General features: G+C 68.3%; 15 protein-coding genes. 9 read left to right on the forward strand and 6 right to left on the reverse strand.

What is annotated here, in order from left to right; translation table 11 throughout:
• Positions 1-7: 7 nt before the first annotated feature.
• Positions 8-1,225, reverse strand: coding sequence for a hypothetical protein (locus tag VGH85_21455; protein ID HEY2176383.1), 1,218 nt, complete (start codon positions 1,223-1,225; stop codon positions 8-10).
• A 123-nt stretch (positions 1,226-1,348) separates the two neighbouring features.
• Here VGH85_21455 and VGH85_21460 point away from each other — a divergent pair, with 123 nt between their 5' ends.
• Both VGH85_21460 and VGH85_21465 read left to right on the forward strand, forming a co-directional pair.
• On the forward strand, positions 1,349-2,014 hold the full coding sequence (locus VGH85_21460) for a nucleoside deaminase (GenBank protein HEY2176384.1): 666 nt from the start codon (positions 1,349-1,351) through the stop codon (positions 2,012-2,014).
• An 82-nt stretch (positions 2,015-2,096) separates the two neighbouring features.
• Positions 2,097-2,843 (forward strand): SDR family oxidoreductase, encoded by a 747-nt coding sequence (locus VGH85_21465; GenBank protein ID HEY2176385.1) that lies wholly within the window; start codon positions 2,097-2,099, stop codon positions 2,841-2,843.
• Here VGH85_21465 and VGH85_21470 read toward each other — a convergent pair.
• Positions 2,838-3,809, reverse strand: coding sequence for a WYL domain-containing protein (locus tag VGH85_21470; protein ID HEY2176386.1), 972 nt, complete (start codon positions 3,807-3,809; stop codon positions 2,838-2,840). The genes VGH85_21465 and VGH85_21470 overlap by 6 nt on opposite strands.
• Here VGH85_21470 and VGH85_21475 point away from each other — a divergent pair.
• On the forward strand, positions 3,739-4,092 hold the full coding sequence (locus VGH85_21475) for a VOC family protein (GenBank protein ID HEY2176387.1): 354 nt from the start codon (positions 3,739-3,741) through the stop codon (positions 4,090-4,092). The two genes, VGH85_21470 and VGH85_21475, sit on opposite strands and share 71 nt — an antisense overlap.
• A gap of 9 nt (positions 4,093-4,101) precedes the next feature.
• Here the strand turns inward: VGH85_21475 and VGH85_21480 are convergent, their stop codons facing one another.
• Positions 4,102-4,815, reverse strand: a complete 714-nt coding sequence (locus tag VGH85_21480) for a class I SAM-dependent methyltransferase (GenBank protein ID HEY2176388.1) — start codon at positions 4,813-4,815, stop codon at positions 4,102-4,104.
• A 101-nt stretch (positions 4,816-4,916) separates the two neighbouring features.
• Here VGH85_21480 and VGH85_21485 point away from each other — a divergent pair, with 101 nt between their 5' ends.
• Complete coding sequence (locus tag VGH85_21485; protein HEY2176389.1) at positions 4,917-5,108, forward strand: hypothetical protein; 192 nt, start codon at positions 4,917-4,919, stop codon at positions 5,106-5,108.
• 581 nt (positions 5,109-5,689) lie between these two features.
• Here VGH85_21485 and VGH85_21490 read toward each other — a convergent pair.
• From VGH85_21490 to VGH85_21500, 3 genes are read right to left on the reverse strand one after another with little or no spacing between them, the layout of a single operon-like run.
• Complete coding sequence (locus VGH85_21490) at positions 5,690-7,786, reverse strand: hypothetical protein (protein ID HEY2176390.1); 2,097 nt, start codon at positions 7,784-7,786, stop codon at positions 5,690-5,692.
• Between the two features lie 6 nt (positions 7,787-7,792).
• Complete coding sequence (locus tag VGH85_21495) at positions 7,793-8,962, reverse strand: enolase C-terminal domain-like protein (protein ID HEY2176391.1); 1,170 nt, start codon at positions 8,960-8,962, stop codon at positions 7,793-7,795.
• A complete protein-coding gene (locus tag VGH85_21500; protein HEY2176392.1) occupies positions 8,959-9,750 on the reverse strand; it encodes an IclR family transcriptional regulator in 792 nt (263 codons plus the stop codon). Before VGH85_21500 ends, VGH85_21495 begins: the two co-directional genes overlap by 4 nt.
• A 250-nt stretch (positions 9,751-10,000) precedes the next feature.
• Between VGH85_21500 and VGH85_21505 the strand changes: the two genes are divergently transcribed.
• From VGH85_21505 to VGH85_21525, 5 genes are all read left to right on the forward strand, one after another.
• A complete protein-coding gene (locus VGH85_21505) occupies positions 10,001-10,840 on the forward strand; it encodes a phytanoyl-CoA dioxygenase family protein (GenBank protein HEY2176393.1) in 840 nt (279 codons plus the stop codon).
• A 37-nt stretch (positions 10,841-10,877) separates the two neighbouring features.
• Complete coding sequence (locus VGH85_21510) at positions 10,878-12,197, forward strand: extracellular solute-binding protein (GenBank protein ID HEY2176394.1); 1,320 nt, start codon at positions 10,878-10,880, stop codon at positions 12,195-12,197.
• A complete protein-coding gene (locus VGH85_21515; GenBank protein HEY2176395.1) occupies positions 12,194-13,168 on the forward strand; it encodes a sugar ABC transporter permease in 975 nt (324 codons plus the stop codon). Before VGH85_21510 ends, VGH85_21515 begins: the two co-directional genes overlap by 4 nt.
• Before the next feature lie 4 nt (positions 13,169-13,172).
• Positions 13,173-14,015, forward strand: a complete 843-nt coding sequence (locus VGH85_21520; protein ID HEY2176396.1) for a carbohydrate ABC transporter permease — start codon at positions 13,173-13,175, stop codon at positions 14,013-14,015.
• A 234-nt stretch (positions 14,016-14,249) separates the two neighbouring features.
• Positions 14,250-15,269 (forward strand): amidohydrolase family protein (locus VGH85_21525; GenBank protein HEY2176397.1); only part of this gene is annotated, 1,020 nt, incomplete at its 3' end.

A 15,269-nucleotide genomic window follows, 5' to 3' on the forward strand; every position in this document is an offset into this window, starting at 1 on the left:
TAACCAGTCAGAGTGGCCGCAGTAAGGCCGCCTGAGTGGCCTGGATGTAGGCGTGCGACACCGCGGTGCTGAGCGCGGTGGTGTGGCGGGTGCCGGCGTTCCAGAACGCGGTGCGCATCGCCTGGCCGGAGTTGAAACCGATGACGAGCATGTCCGGTTCGGTCCAGCCCAGCGCCGCGTCGACCTTCGGTGGGATCCGAACTCCACCGACCGGGGCGGTAGTCCCGGTAGCCAGGTCGAGGACCTGCAGGTAACCGTAGGACCGGGGGCCGATGTTGATCTGCGGCACGCCCCAGTATCCCAACGCCAGCCGACGGCCGTCAGTGGAGAAACTCCCATACCCGGCCGGCGCCGCATCCCCCACCGTGTAGTGGCGCTGCCGACCGGAGTCGATGTCGTCCAGCACGACGGTGCCGTCCGGAGTCGACCAGGCAACCAGGTGGTCGGTAGCGGCGAGGACCGTGTCCACGGTGCTGGACAGCAGCCGGGACGACCCGGCGGGATCGACGAGGATCAGCCGTTGCGGGCGGGCACCGCCGTAACCCTTGCCGCCATTGCCGGTATCGACCGTGACCAGCAGCCCGGCGCCGGTGACGGCGGCCACCGTATCTCTGCCCGGCAGTGTGATCCGGGTGAGTTGATGACCGGTGGCATCCACCTCAGCCAAAGTCACCGGCCCGGACGAGGCCGCCTCGGTCGCCATCCAGATCGTGTCCCCGACACCGGACAGCATGAAATTCGCGGGCCCGAGCAGCAACGGCGGCCCGCTGGACCCAAGCGCGTAGACCCGGCCGCCGGTCGCCAGGCCAGTCGGCTGCACGAAAATGGCCAGGCTCGCGCCGAGCACCCGCACATCGGTGATCTGCTCGCCTCGGGGTAGCCGCACGCGCCGGTCGATGCGCAGCCGACCGGTGCGCAGGTCCAGCACCCGCAGTGCTGATCCGCCGAACACCAACCGGCCCCCAGCCGGGTCGTGCCCGACCCGAGCGCGCAGCACCGCCGGGCACCCGGTGCAGGACAACCCGACGGGCGCAGCCGGCGGGACCGCGGCTGCGCGGCTGGACGGCGGTGTCGCGTCTCCACGGCTGGGCGGTCGGTCACTAATCAGCTGCCGGGCGATCAGCCCGATGGCTGCCGCAAGCACCAGCCCTGCCACCACCACAACGGTGAACCTGCGCCGCGGCGGGCGATCCGGGTCCGGCCCTGACCCGATCGTGTCCGCCATGCCCGCAGTATGCGCCCGGCTCCCGCAGACGGTCTCTACCAACAACAGACGAGACGGTTGTGCGAGGACCGGTGAGGACTACGTTGCGTGGGTGCCAGATCTCGGGCCTGATCGGAGTGCGCCATGGACGATTGGCGGGATGGGTCGGACGAGTTCTTCCCCGATGCACGGTGGCGCCGCCCGTTCGAACTAGCTTGGGAGAGCCTCCAGGCGGGCAGCTTTCCGGTCGGTGCCGTGCTGTTCGACCCAGCAGGCGCGGTGGCGGCGGAAGGCCGGAACCGGATCGCAGAGCAAGACGCACCTGCCGGGCAACTGCGTGGTACGAGCTTGGCGCACGCCGAGGTGAACGTCTTGGCGCAGATGCCGCCGCACACGCCGCCCGCCGGTCACTACGACTACCTGCTCTACACAACTCTCGAACCGTGTTTGTTGTGCACCTCGGCGCTGCGCATGACTCGCGTCGGCCGCGTGTTGTTCGCAGCGCCAGATGAGTACTGGGCCGGTGTCGCAGGTATCCCGCAGCTGCTGCGTTCCGGAACTGCACGCCATTGGACCGCCAGATACGGCCCAATTGCCGGCCCATTGGGGGTGTGGGCGGGAGTCCTGCCCGCCTATTGGTACCTCACCTACCGTCCGAGCGCCGTTTTCACCGCCGACCCCGTGGTCCCCAAGCCACGCGTCGACCTCGCCGACCGGCTACGGGACGCTGACGTCTTCCAGGCGAAAACCACTGAGCTGGCATTACAGCAGGCCTGGCCAGACCTGGCCCGCGTCGCGGAGGGTGGTTGACGATTGAATCCACCGATTCGTGGGTGCGCTGCCAGAATTGGGTGACCGCGCGGCGTCGCCGTACCACCCATCCGGAGGAACCATGACGACTCCTACCCAGCGTGAACCGGAACTGGCCGGACAGACCGTCGTCGTGATCGGTGGCAGCGCCGGAATCGGGCTCGAGACAGCTCGACGCGCCCGGACTGAGGGCGCCGAGGTCATCCTCACCGGCCGCAACCCTGACCGGCTGGAGCAAGCAGCGTCGGACGTCGGCGCGCGACGCACCGCGGCATTCGACGCCACCGACGCGACCGCGATGCAGAGTTTCTTCCACGACCTGCCCGCACCGATCGACCACGTGATGGTCACGGGCCCCGGCCCCTCCTACGGGCCCATGCTCGACATGGAGACTGCCGAGGTCAGCCGGGTGCTCAGCGACCATGTGGTGCTGGGGCTCGAGGTCGCGCGGAACGCCGCCGGCAAGATGCGGCCCGGGGGCACGCTGCTGTTCATGGGCGGCACCGGCGGACGGCGTGTCAGTCGCGAACTCGGGATCATCTCCGCAGCCACCGCAGTGCTTCCTCCGTTCGTGGCGGCACTCGCGCTGGAGATCGCGCCGGTTCGCGTCAAACTCATCGCCGCGGGCTTCGTCGACACCCCGTTGTCGGCAGCGCTGCTCGGGGATCAACTCGAGGAGCGCCGCGACGACCTGCGGTCGACGCTGCCGATCGGCCGCGTCGTCGGTCCCGCCGATGTCGCCGCGCTCGCGGTTCACATCATGTGCAATACGGCGCTCACCGGCGCGACGTACGACATCGACGGTGGGCAGCAGTTCGTGTATTCATGAGCGTCCTGGGTCCTTCCCGATCGCGGCGTCGCCCGCGCGCGCGAGCCGTTTCCCGAGGGCTCCTACCGCGGCCCGTATCTCGGGAGAGGCGAGGACCGTGAACGGCGCAGGTATACGAGCGAGTTGCTCGGCGTACCAGGTGAGTTCGTCGGTGCTGCCGCGGAGGGTGCAGCTGTGTTCGCCGCTCGCGTCGAGCCGACCGAGAATGCGCGGGATGCACGGGGCGACCTTTGCCACCGGCGCATCGATGCGGACCTCGACCGGGTAGGTCCAGCCGTCGGCGAGGTGGTCCTCGACCTCGCGCACCGGGTCCAGGTCGTCCGGTGGTGTGCACGACTCATCAGTCGTCTCTATGGCGATGATGCGGTCCAGGCGCAGTACGCGGCGTGCGTCCGCCTTAGGTAGCCAGCCGAGCAGATACCACCGTCCGTGCCGTACGACAACGCCCCACGGCTCGAGCAGCATCCGGTTGCCGGTGCGATACGTCAGGTGGATCCGCTGGCGATTCTCGCAAGCCCGCGTGATCGTGGCCGTCAATTCCGCGTCAGGCATGGCGGCCATGTCGTTCGGGTTCTGCGCCCGCACGTGACGCATCGCCTCGGCCGCCTCGGCGGTTGCGGCCGGTAGCACGCGCAAGATCTTGGCGAGCGCGGTCGCGGCCGGGTGGTCTGCTTCGACCGATCCGTGCCAGCCCTGCAGCACCGCCATCACGAGACCGAGCGCCTCGGGCGTACTGAACATCAGCGGGGGGATCCGTGCGCCGCGTCCGATCCGATAGCCGCCGTACGGACCGCTGGCCGACTCGACCGGGATTCCTGCCTCGCGCAGCACCGCGACATAGCGGCGGGCGGCCCGATCGGTCACGCCGAGCCGGCCGGCGAGCCGGGCGCCGGTGATGCCCGGTGCCGCCTGGATCGCCTCGAGCGCGAGCAGCGCACGTCCGACCGGGCCCACGTCATTGCTCATCGCATCGAGGAAGCCTTTCGTCCGCAACCGACCATACGCTCGGGTCCCGGGCAGTGCAGTCAGGAGAATCCACGCCCGATTCGTCATTGACGACCTACGCGCCGGCACCCGTTTCGTCACCGCAATCAGCGAGGCCAGCGACGCCGCGGAGCGACGCATCGCCGCCGCAATGGCGGCCGGTGCCGTGATCGTCGACGACAACAAGGCGCCAGGGACGACCGTCCTCGCCGACCCCGAGGGCAACAAGGTCTGCGTGGGGACGTTCCAGCCGACCAGCACCTAGCTGCGGGCGTCAGGACCGTCGGGCGATCGTGATCATCTCTTTGCTGCTCGGCGTGAGCGGGCCTCGGTTCCAGTCGCCGAACTGCACCTCGATGACGAACCCGGCGTCGTGTAGGAAAGCCGCGAGTCGGTCCGGCGCCAGGAACCGCAGCGAGCCGACCTCCGCCTCCGGGTGATCCCACCATCGCCCCGACAGGGACTCGGTGAACTGGACCACGTCGCCGGCGACCTCCTGCACCTGATACCCGACGGTCACGACATCCCCGTCGGCGTTGGCCACCTCGAAGGTGGTGTTCCACCCCTCCCACGCGCGGGCGAGCGGATGGCGCGTCTCGAAGGCGAAGCGGCCACCGTCGACGAGCGCGGCATGGATCGCCGCGAGTGAGGATCGGAGCTGGTCGTCGCCGATGAACACCTGGAACGCGTGGCTTGCCATGACTGCGAGATCGAACTCGCGATCCCAGGTCGCCGATGCGGCGTCAGAGAGCACCCACTCGATGTCCGATCTGGTCCGAGCCTGATCGAGCATCGCGGGATCCGGGTCGAGGCCGCACAACCGTCCGGCATGCCCGGCGTCCCGGGCGCGGTGCAGCAGACGGCCGGTGCCGCATCCGACGTCGAGCACCCGGCCTGCGGACATCACCAGCCCGAGGTAGAAGTCGTCGCTCCGGCCCCACGGGTTCATGACGTCGTACCAGGCGGCAGGGGTGCTCCAGTCGGTCACCAGGGGAGCCTGCCTATCGTGGCGCGGGCGAACAACCGAATTGCCCTGCGGACGTCGCCGGGCCATTGCGAGGGGCGGCCAGCCTGATCGACCATGGGGCGATGATGAGCGACGTAGGTCGGCGGATCTGGCGGGCGTGGCGGCGACCGTTGCTCGCGCGCGGCGGTACGCCGCCGACGGTGCCGATGGGCCGTGCGCCGCAGTTCCACTGTCCCGAGTGTCGCCGCGACGTGCCGACGTCGGCGCGGGTTTGCGCCGGCTGCGGCGCCGACCTGCGCACGTCCGGCCGGTGAGGACGTCTGCCGACGGCCGCATCCGGAGGACGAAATAATTCCGTCCGACAAATTCCGTGAACTGCAAGATCTATTGGCAGGACCGAAATTGATCATCGAATTCACCGGTAGTCGTCAACTCTGGTTGCCAACCAAAAGCACCGGCAGTTGACCAGTCAACTATGTGTTACAGGTGAACATCGCAAATCATCTCCGTCCCGGGACTACCGCCTGAGCGTTCGGCACCGTACTCTCACGGGTGGCTAGGAAGTCAGCCCTGATCCCGCCGTGATGGCTGGGTATCGCTTCCTGGTCCCGGCAGAGTTGCCGTCGGCTCGCACGCTAATCCGGGGAGGGGTCGGTCGAGGTGTCGATCAAAATCACTGATCTGCAGGCATTTACCAGCGACGATCCCGGGGCCGTTCCCACCACTCAGGCTGAGAAGGAACGGATAGTTCAGGTCCTGAATAACCACAGGAGCGAGCGGGACGCCGGCGGGACTGACGAATTTCCGGTGAGCGATGTGTCACGCGTTGATTACCGCATGTCCGGTATTGCGCGGTAGCTCTCTCGCTGCGTAGACGATGACGCGTCGCCGGGTCCTACGGCGACCGCACGAAGCCCTCGTGCCGGACCGTCCACGACCCGTCCTGCGGAAAGCCCGGCGCAGATCCGCCGCCGGCGCCATCCCAGCCACCGGCCATCAGGGCGACCGCGGCCAGGAGTCCACCGTTGCCGGGGAGGTAGAGGGGCAGCGATCCGGTCTGGAAGTTGTGGCCGTTGGGCAGGTGGCGATTCTTGGCGACAGGCATCAGGAGTGCGTCGACGGCGATCCCGGGCTCCCCGACACGGGCCGCGGTCATCGCGATGGCGGGGAAGTCCCAACCCCAGGTGCTATCCCACTCCCAGTCGGAGAGGACGTCGTACAGCGTCCTGCGCATCGTGTCCGGCTCGATCAGTGGTGTCGGCGGCACGAAGCCGAGTGCGTAGAGCATCGACGGGTGGTCGGTGCGCACGGTGTACGGCGCGACGTCCAAGGCGGCGTAGGTGTCGTTGCGGATCCGTGGTCGGGCCATCCCGCGGCTCACCTCGGCCCACCGCGGATCCGGCTCGCCGCCGTGCAGCCGCCGCCACCGACACGCGACATCGAGCGCCCAGGACCAGTAGGCGAGTTCGAAGGTGGGATTGCGGGCATCGGCCCGGGTGGCGGCGTACGACTCCTGCGCCGGCACGAGCGGCGGCCCGAGTTCGTAGCCTCCTTCGCCCGCGGCGACGACGTCGGACATGAACGACGCGGACTGCTCGACGATCGGGTAGTAGCGCTCGACGACCCGGCGAGCAGAACGGGCATCCGGCGCGGCCCGCCGGACCAGCTCGGCGAGATAGATCGGGTGCGGCTGCTGCCAGAGCAGGAAAGGACCGATGGAGCTGGGACTCTCCCGACCGTTCGGGCCGACCTGCTTGGGCCACCGGGCGCCTTGCAATCCCTGGCGCTGCGCGGTCTCCTGGGCGGCTGGAAGGGCCGAGAAATACCAGCCCAGACTGCGCTCGAGCAGTCCCGCGCGACCCCAGAGGGCGAAGTGCGCGGCATGCCACCAGTGCATCTCCAGATGGAAGCGGCCGCGCCAGCTGTTGGCGGTCAGGCCGGTCTCCTGAGGCGGCATCGAACCGGCGCACTGGATCGCGGTGAGGTACTGGGACAGAACGATTCGCCGCTCCAGCTCGGGTGCGCGCCGATCCTTGCTTTGGGCGAGCTCGACTGCCGCGCCGCTCATCCAGAAACGTGGCCAATGCTCCCGCGAAGCACCGAGGACGTCCTCCACCGACGGAAGCCGCCGCCGCGAGTGCTCCGCCGCGAATCCGACGACGAGGTCGAGTGACTTCCCGTCGTTGCCGACGACGACTTCGTGGGCGGCTGACTGGACGACCGTCGACGCGGGTGCAGCGAGGGTGACGGCGTAGCGAGAGTCGTCCAGCCGACGCTCGATGTGGTGGTCCGGGAATCCCGCGTCGAGTCGCGTGGTGTGCGCGTCGCGGTGTGCCCAACCGGCGGCATTCGACCAGTCCTCGGAGCCGTAGGAAAAGGCGAGCCGTACGGCGAGCCGGCCCGCGAGTGGCTGCGCCGCCCGCACCCGAACCGCGAGCATGTCGAGCTGCGGGTGACACGCAGTTGTCACGTCGACGCGGTGGCCGTCGAGGTCGAAGGTGCTCTCGAGGACACCGGACCACAGGTCGAGTCGTTGGTGCGGCGCGCTGATCCGATCCGGGCCGATCGCCTCGACGGACGAGTCCGCGAGGGTGACGAGCGAGACCCGCGCGAGGTCCAGCCGGTGCGGATTGGCGCGGAGCCAGCGCTCGGCCGGAGTCCCGTCGTGCGGGTCGACCTCTTCGTGCATGTCCACGTAAGGCACCGGGCCGTGCGGTGTCCGATACTCCCGGAGCGAACCGAGCAGGTCCTTGTCGGAGTAGGGGCCCGGGCTGCTGTGCCAACCCCACTGGGCCTGCGTCCCGAGCATCGTCCCGTCCGCGCCGCCGTACCTGCCGGCGAGCGGGTAGGCGGCCGGGATCGACTGCAGCCCGGTGATGTCGACGGTGAAACACAGCTCGCCGTTGCCGACGGAGAGGGGTGAGCGTGCGCCGATCCCGCTGACGACGGGGCTGTGGCGGGCGACGAGAGCACGTCGGTCGACGGTCGACACGTCGTCCTAATCGAAGAAGGGACGCAGCAGCCCCGGATCGATGTCGACCCCGAACCCCGGAGCCGTCGACGGCCGGATCCGCCCGCGGACCGGCGTCGGCAGCGCAGGGGTGTTGTTGACCTCCGCCAGCGGCACCCCTGGGGCACTGCCGACGAACAGCTCGGTCCAGGGGATGCCGGGGAGTCCGAGGCAGGCGTGCTGGCCGTAGGGCGTATTTCCGGCGGCATGCGGGATGACGGCGGCCCCGCCCGCAGCCGCGAGCGCGCAGATCTGGCGGAGGGGTGTCAGCCCGCCCACCCACTGGATGTCGGGCTGCAGGATGTCGACGAGTCCTTCGGTGACGGCGTACTGGAAGGCGGGCACGCCGTACCAGTGCTCGCCGGTGGCCAGGGTCTGCCAGGGCAGCCGACGGCGGAGTGCTGCGTGCGCGAGCAGGTCGTCCGACGGCAGGCATTCCTCGATCCACCGGAGCCGGAAGGGGCGCAACGCCTCGGCGAGCCGGACGGTGTAGTCCACGTCGAACGCCATCCAGCAGTCGAGCATGAGCTCGACCTCGTCACCGAGCTGCTCGCGGGTCCGGGCGACCAGGTCGACGGTGTGGCGCAGCCCGTCGAGACCGTCGGCCGGTCCGTAGGGACAGGGAAGCTTGACTGCCCGGAATCCGAGCTCGGCGTACCAGTCGCTGTCTGCGCCGGTCGCGTAGCAGACGAGGTCGTCGCGGGCAGGACCGCCGAGAAGCTCGTAGACAGGGAGCCCGAGCAGCTTGCCCTTCAGGTCCCAGAGCGCCAGGTCGATGGCGCTGACCGCGTACGACGCGAGGCCGGCGGCGCCGAACGGCGCGCACATCCGTACCGCCATGTCGTAGATCTTCTCGGTCGCGAGCACGTCCTCGCCGACCAGCCGCGGGCCCAGGTAGTCGTCGATGATGGCCGCGACGGGTCGGCCGTGGGAGGCTGCGGCGAACCCGACGGTTCCGTCCTCGGCCTCGACGACGCATCCGAAGGAGGGCCAGGTCGGTGTCCAGTCCGGCCGGTACGCGGCGTAGCGCGGGTAGCCCGACATCGGACCGGCCACCGGACCGGCTGCCGTCCACGGCGCCCGTCGGGCCGCCGGATGCCCGGCCCCGTCGCCCCGGCGGCTCTCATCGCGGACCGCTCTGATCGACACGATCTTCACAGCGACGCCACCATCGCCGCCGGGTTGGCTGCGGCGTCGGACGCCCCGAGTTGCCGGGACAGGGCACCCGTCTCGGCGATCATGACCGCGGCCGCGCGGCGGCGTACCTCCGCGGTCACCCGCACCTCGGGGATCGACACGCTCATCGCCGCGACCGTCCCGGTGGGTGCCTTGACGGGGAAGGCCAGGCAGTAGACGCCCTCGGTGTATTCGCCGGTGTCGGTCGCATATCCGCGCCGCCGGATCTTCTCCAGCTCGGCGACCAGTCTGTCGGGATCGGTGATGGTCCGGGCCGTGAACCGCTTCATGTCGATTCCCCTGAGTCGACGCAGTACCTCCGCGTCGGGCAATGCGGCCAGCAGTGTCTTGCCGAGGCCGGTCGTGTAGGCCGGCAGCCGTGATCCGAGCCGACTGACGAGTTGCAGCGCGTGCGCGGATTCCATCTTCCCGACGTAGACGTTCTCGATGCCGTCGAGGATCGCCAGCTGCACAGTCTCACCCAGCTGGTCACGTACCCGGCGCATGTAGGGGTCCGCCAGCCGCGCGATGTCGAGCTTCTCGATGTAGGCCTGGCCGGCCTCCCACAATCGCGGGCCCAGGCTGAAGCGACGCGTCACCTCGTCGAAATGGATGAAACCCATGTCGCGCATGGTCGCGAGGAGCGCGTGGGCGCTGCTCTTGGGAAGGGTCAGCTGCGCGCAGATCGCCGAGAAGTCCAGGCTCGCCTCGCCGGTGAGCAGTTCGATGACGCGCAACGCCCGCTCGGTGGACTTCACGGATTCGGCCACGACAACACCCTCATCTCATCGGGCAGCGGAGAAGCGTCGGCTGGCAACATAGACCACCGGACCGATCGTGAGAACTCCCGTTCACGCTGGCGAACCACGCGGCGGGCCGTCCGAGACGCTGATTTGGCGGCCGAGTTCGCGTATCCGAACTGGACGCCTGCCCCTTGAAAGGCGGCGGCATGCGGGCTACAGTCTCGGCCCGTTGGAAAGCGCCTTCCTCTGTTGTGACGCGACGGGAGCTCGTACGGGCATGACCACACAGCAAGAGGTGATCCGAACGGCGGCGACGCCGAGCGCCATGGAGGATTACCTGTTCGATCTCAACGGCTACATCGTGCTGGAGCAGGCGGTGGAACCCGAGCTCGTGAGCGATCTGAACGGGGCCCTGGACACGGTGCCACCGCTCGAACCCGGCCAATGGTGGGGCAACGTGCACCGCAGCCCGGGTGCTAAGGACGCCGGCAAGGGGCTGGAACTGCAGAACGTGGTCGAGGGCGGGGAGCCGTTCGAGCGGCTCATCGACCACCCGTCCTGGATCAACTACATGTACCGCTATGCCGGCGAGGCGGAGTCCTACGTCGAGGGGCTCTTCATCGACGAATGCTTCGCCGCGGTCCGGGGTGAAGGCGGCTACCTGCAGGTGCACTCCGGCGGCTACCGCAAGGCGATCCGCGGTCAGTACCGCTACGTCGACGGCGTCTTCCGCTGTGGGCAGGTCAATGTCCTGGTCGCGCTCACCGACATCGGTCCTGGCGACGGCGGAACGCTGGTCATCCCGGGCAGCCACAAGTCCAACTTCCCGCATCCGCAGGCGGCCGAATTCAAGTCCGAGCGGATGGACTCCATGGTGGGCGTCGTTCAGCCCGAACTGAAGAAGGGTGACGCCCTGGTCTTCACCGACACCATCGCCCATGGCGCCGCATCCCGCACGAAGGCCGACGGTGAGCGCCGTACGGTCATTTACCGCTACGGCCCGGTCTGGGGTGCGACCCGCGGCGGCTACCAGTACTCCGAGGAGTTGCTGTCCAGGCTCACCCCGGCCCGGCGGGCGATCCTGCAGCCGATTCCGCCGCGACGTCCCCCCGCCTAGCCGCATTCGGCTCGAAAACGTGAAAGGCAGCGCAGAAATGCTCACTCGCCGCGACTTCATCCGCGCCGGTGCCGGCCTCGGCATCGGCGCGGTCACCATTCCCCTTCTGGACGCGTGCAGCGGCCTCGCCGGCGGGGGAGGCGGCAGCTCGAGCGGCGGTACGACCATCGAGGCGGCCTGGTGGGGCGGCAGCGACCGGGCCAAGCGCACGCAAGAGGTCATCAAGCTCTTCGAGAAGAAGAACGCCAAGGACAAGATCACGGCGAGCTTCTCCGACATCGACCCCTACTTCCAGAAGCTGAACACCGAGGCGGCCGGCGGGGGGCTGCCAGACATCATCCAGCTCGGCGGCGGATACGTGCCGCAGTACATGCACAAAGGCCAGTTGCTCGACCTGACGAAGTACACCGACAACGGCACCATCGACGTCGGCGACTACGACAAGGGCCAGCTGGCACAGGGGCAGGTCGACGGCAAGCTCTACGCCGTCTCCAACGGCGGCAACATGCCCAGCATCATCTACAACAAGACCATGATCAAGAAGGCAGGGATGCCGCTGCCGCCGGCCGACCTCACCTGGGAGAGCTTCGCAACCTACGTGCGGCAGCTGAGGGAGAAGCTCCCGAAGAGCGCCTGGCCTATCGACGACGCGAGCGACGGCGGCGCCGGCGACGCGTTCGGCGTCTGGGTCCGGCAGCGGCGGCCCGAGTCGTACACGAAGGACGGGAAGATCGCCTTCACGCTCGCCGACGTGCAGCAGTGGTTCGCTTACTGGGCCGGGCTCCGCAAGGCCAACCTGATCACGCCGGGCGACGTGGTCGCCGCCGAGATCCAGAACACCGCGGCCGACGCCGCGCCGATCGTGCAGGGCAAGGCCGCATTCACCTTCGCCTGGTCCAACTTCCTCGGCCAGTACCAGATCCTGACGAAGGATGAACTCGGGATGATGCGGTGCCCGAGCGGCGGGAAGCAGGCCGGCGACTACGTCCAGGCGTCGCAGTTCTTCAGCATCTCGTCAAAGTCCAAGGCCCCGGACGTGGCGGCGAAGTTCATCCAGTTTTTCGAGCACGATCCAGCCGCGCTCAAGATCCTCGGCGTCGAGCGCGGCGTACCGGCCTCGGCGAAGGCGCGCGGCATCTTGAAGCCGAGCCTGAAGCCCTACGATGCGCTCCAGGTCCAGTTCCTCACCGACAACATCGCGAAGTGCCGCGCGAAGACGCAGCTCGATCCGTCGAACTCGGCCGCCGTCGGCGAGGCACTCCAACGCGCGTCCCAGTCGATCGCGCTCTCACATGTGTCCGTCGCAGCGGCGGCCACGAAATTCATGGGAGACGCGGAGAAGGCCCTGGAGTCGTGAGCCAGCAGTCGAATCTTGCTGTCGCGACCGAGGCCCCGGACCGCGCGGTTCCCCGCCTCGGAGGCGGGCGGCGTCGTAACAGCTGGCGCAGGAAAGAGGCGGTGGCCGGCTATGTCTTCCTGCTGCCCTGGCTGGTCGGCATCGTCGGGCTGACCCTCGGGCCGGTCCTCGCATCGCTGTATCTCTCGTTCACCAAGTACGACCTGTTGTCCGCCCCCCGGTGGATCGGCCTGCAGAACTACGTCAACCTCTTCGCCGACGAGCGCTATCTGCAGTCGGTACGCGTGACACTGGTCTACGTCTTCATCTCCGTGCCGCTGAAGCTGGCGTTCGCGTTGCTGCTCGCCGTACTCCTCAACCGAGGTCTTCGGGGCCTGAACATCTATCGCGCGATCTACTACGTCCCGTCGTTGCTCGGCGCGAGCGTCGCCGTCGCCGTGGTCTGGCGGCAGCTCTTCTCCGGGGACGGGGCGGTGAACGCGGTCCTTCGCCACCTCGGCTGGCACAACCCGCCGGACTGGATCACGAGCCCGCACACCGCGATCTACACCCTGATCCTGCTCGCGGTGTGGGAGTTCGGCTCACCGATGATCATCTTCCTTGCGGGCCTGCGGCAGCTGCCGCACGACCTCTACGAGGCGGCCCGCGTCGACGGGGCCGGCCCGATCCAGCAGTTCTGGCGGATCACCCTGCCGCTGCTGACCCCGCTGGTGTTCTTCAACCTCGTGTTGCAGATGATCGGGGCGTTCCAGTCGTTCACCCAGTCCTACATCGTCAGTGGCGGCACCGGCGGACCGGTGGACAGTACGCTGTTCTACACGCTCTACCTCTATCAGCAGTCCTTCGGCGAGCTGCACATGGGCTACGGGGCGGCGATGGCGTGGATCCTGGTCGCGGTGATCGCGCTCTTCACCGGCGGGTTGTTCCGCACGTCGCGTTACTGGGTGTTCTACCAGGACCAGGCGAGGTGACGGCATGAACATCCTTCGAACGTGGCCGCGGAGCGTCCTGCACCTGCTGCTCATCGCCGGCGCCGTACTGATGCTCTATCCGCTGCTGTGGATGATCTCGTCGTCGTTCAAGCCCGAGAGCGACATCTTCGGCAAGATCAGCCTGATCCCGAGCCATGCCATCACCTCCAACTACACACAGGGCTGGTCGGCGCTCGGTACGTCTTTCACCGGGTTCTTCCTCAACTCGATCGTGCTGTGCGTGCTCGCGGTGCTCGGCAACCTCGTCTCGTGCACGCTGGCTGCCTTCGCCTTCGCCCGGTTGACCTTCCCGTTGAAGCGGACGCTGTTCGGGCTGATGCTGGTGACGATCATGCTGCCGTTCCAGGTGACGATCGTGCCGCAGTACGTGCTCTTCAAGCACCTGGGCTGGGTAGGCACGTTCGCGCCGATCGTCCTGCCGAAGTTCCTCGCGGTGGACGCCTTCTTCGTCTTTCTCCTCGTCCAGTTCATCCGCACGATCCCGAACGAGCTCGACGACTCCGCGAAGATCGACGGGTGCGGTCCGTACCGGCTCTTCCTCCGGGTCGTCCTGCCGCTCACGGTGCCGGCGCTCGCGACCACGGCGATCTTCACCTTCATCTGGACCTGGAACGACTTCTTCTCGCAGTTGCTCTACCTCGGCGGGAAGGTGCAGTCCTACACCGTCCCGGTCGCGCTCGGCTCCTTCGTCGACAGCACGAGCCAGTCGTCGTGGGGTCAGCTGATGGCGATGTCGTTCCTGTCGCTACTGCCGATCCTCGGCTTCTTCATCGCCTTTCAACGGCTCCTCGTCGAAGGGATCTCCACGACCGGGCTCAAGGGCTGACGCCATTCGCCGGTGGAAAGTCGTCGAGTTCGCGGACGGCGGTCTCCAGCGATCGATGGACGCCCTGCTTGACCATCCACTCGTACGCCGGATCGCCGGCGGCTGCAATGCGTCGTGTTGCCGCCGTCGAGACGTCTTCCGATCTCCACCGGTCGCTCCTAGTCTGACGGCTTGATCTCTCAAGACATGGTCGCCCATCCGGTCCTGGGCAACGAGAAGGGGTGAGTGCCGGCGATGACCGTTCTCCGGGTGCGCGGGCGGGCCCTGCCCGACGGCGAGTTCGTCGACCTCTACGCCGACAGTGACCGATGGACCACCGATCCGGCGCCGAACGCCGAGCTGGTCGGCGAGGGATGGCTGCTTCCGGGCCTGGTCGATGCCCACACACACCCCGGCGCAGAGAATCCGGGCGATCCCTTCGACGAGGATCTGCTGCGCAGGGATCTCGGAGAACACCTTGCCGCAGGCGTGACCATGGTCCGTTCACCGGGACTTGCGGGCGACCCGCCGGACTGGTTCGGACGCGACGACGACGTCCCACGGGCGGTCCACGCCGGCCTGTGGATCGCTCAGCACGGGCAGTTCTTCGACGGGTGGGGGCGTCGCGCCGACCTGTCTGAACTACCGGATGTCGCCGCAGCGCAAGCGATGCGCAGCGGGTGGGTCAAGCTCATCGGAGACTGGGGACCGGACGACCCGCCCGTTCCGGTCGAGGTGCTCCGCGACGTGGTCGCCCGGGTGCACGCCGTCGGTGGACGGGTCGCCGTACATTCCCAGGTGGCAAGCGGTGGTGCCACCGCGGTGGCCGCAGGCGCCGACTCGCTCGAGCATGGCATGTGCCTCGACGCCGGGTTGCTGTCGCAGATGGCGGCCCAGGGTACGGCGCTCACCCCGACGCTGCTTGTGATCACGTCGTCGCTGCGGCAGGCGCTCGCCCGTCCGGACGGTCCGCGCAAGACCTGGTTCGTCGACGGCGCCAGCGCTCATGGTGAGCTGGCGGCCGCGGCGGTCGAGGCGGGAGTGACGCTTCTGGCCGGCACCGATTCGCGCCCGCACGGTCGGGTCGCCGACGAGGTGCGCGCGCTCGCCGCGACCAGCATGTCGCCGCATGACGCGCTCGCCGCCGGCTCGTGGGCAGCCAGGAGTTACCTCGGACTCGACGGCCTGACCGAGGGTGCACCGGCCGACGTCGTCGTCTACGACGGTGACCCGAGATCCGATCTCGCGCTGCTGGACGCGCCCCGCACCGTCGTA

Source organism: Mycobacteriales bacterium (assembly GCA_036497565.1).
In the GTDB taxonomy this organism is placed as follows: Bacteria; Actinomycetota; Actinomycetes; order Mycobacteriales; family QHCD01; genus DASXJE01.

Bases quoted from the DNA above. Each gene is read 5' to 3' on its own strand.
- VGH85_21485 (HEY2176389.1), top strand. From the start codon at position 4,917: ATGATGAGCGACGTAGGTCGGCGGATCTGGCGGGCGTGGCGGCGACCG.
- VGH85_21510 (HEY2176394.1), top strand. From the start codon at position 10,878: ATGCTCACTCGCCGCGACTTCATCCGCGCCGGTGCCGGCCTCGGCATC.
- VGH85_21465 (HEY2176385.1), top strand. From the start codon at position 2,097: ATGACGACTCCTACCCAGCGTGAACCGGAACTGGCCGGACAGACCGTC.
- VGH85_21475 (HEY2176387.1), top strand. From the start codon at position 3,739: ATGCCCGGTGCCGCCTGGATCGCCTCGAGCGCGAGCAGCGCACGTCCG.
- VGH85_21460 (HEY2176384.1), top strand. From the start codon at position 1,349: ATGGACGATTGGCGGGATGGGTCGGACGAGTTCTTCCCCGATGCACGG.
- VGH85_21520 (HEY2176396.1), top strand. From the start codon at position 13,173: ATGAACATCCTTCGAACGTGGCCGCGGAGCGTCCTGCACCTGCTGCTC.
- VGH85_21470 (HEY2176386.1), bottom strand. From the start codon at position 3,809: ATGAGCAATGACGTGGGCCCGGTCGGACGTGCGCTGCTCGCGCTCGAG.
- VGH85_21505 (HEY2176393.1), top strand. From the start codon at position 10,001: ATGACCACACAGCAAGAGGTGATCCGAACGGCGGCGACGCCGAGCGCC.
- VGH85_21455 (HEY2176383.1), bottom strand. From the start codon at position 1,225: ATGGCGGACACGATCGGGTCAGGGCCGGACCCGGATCGCCCGCCGCGG.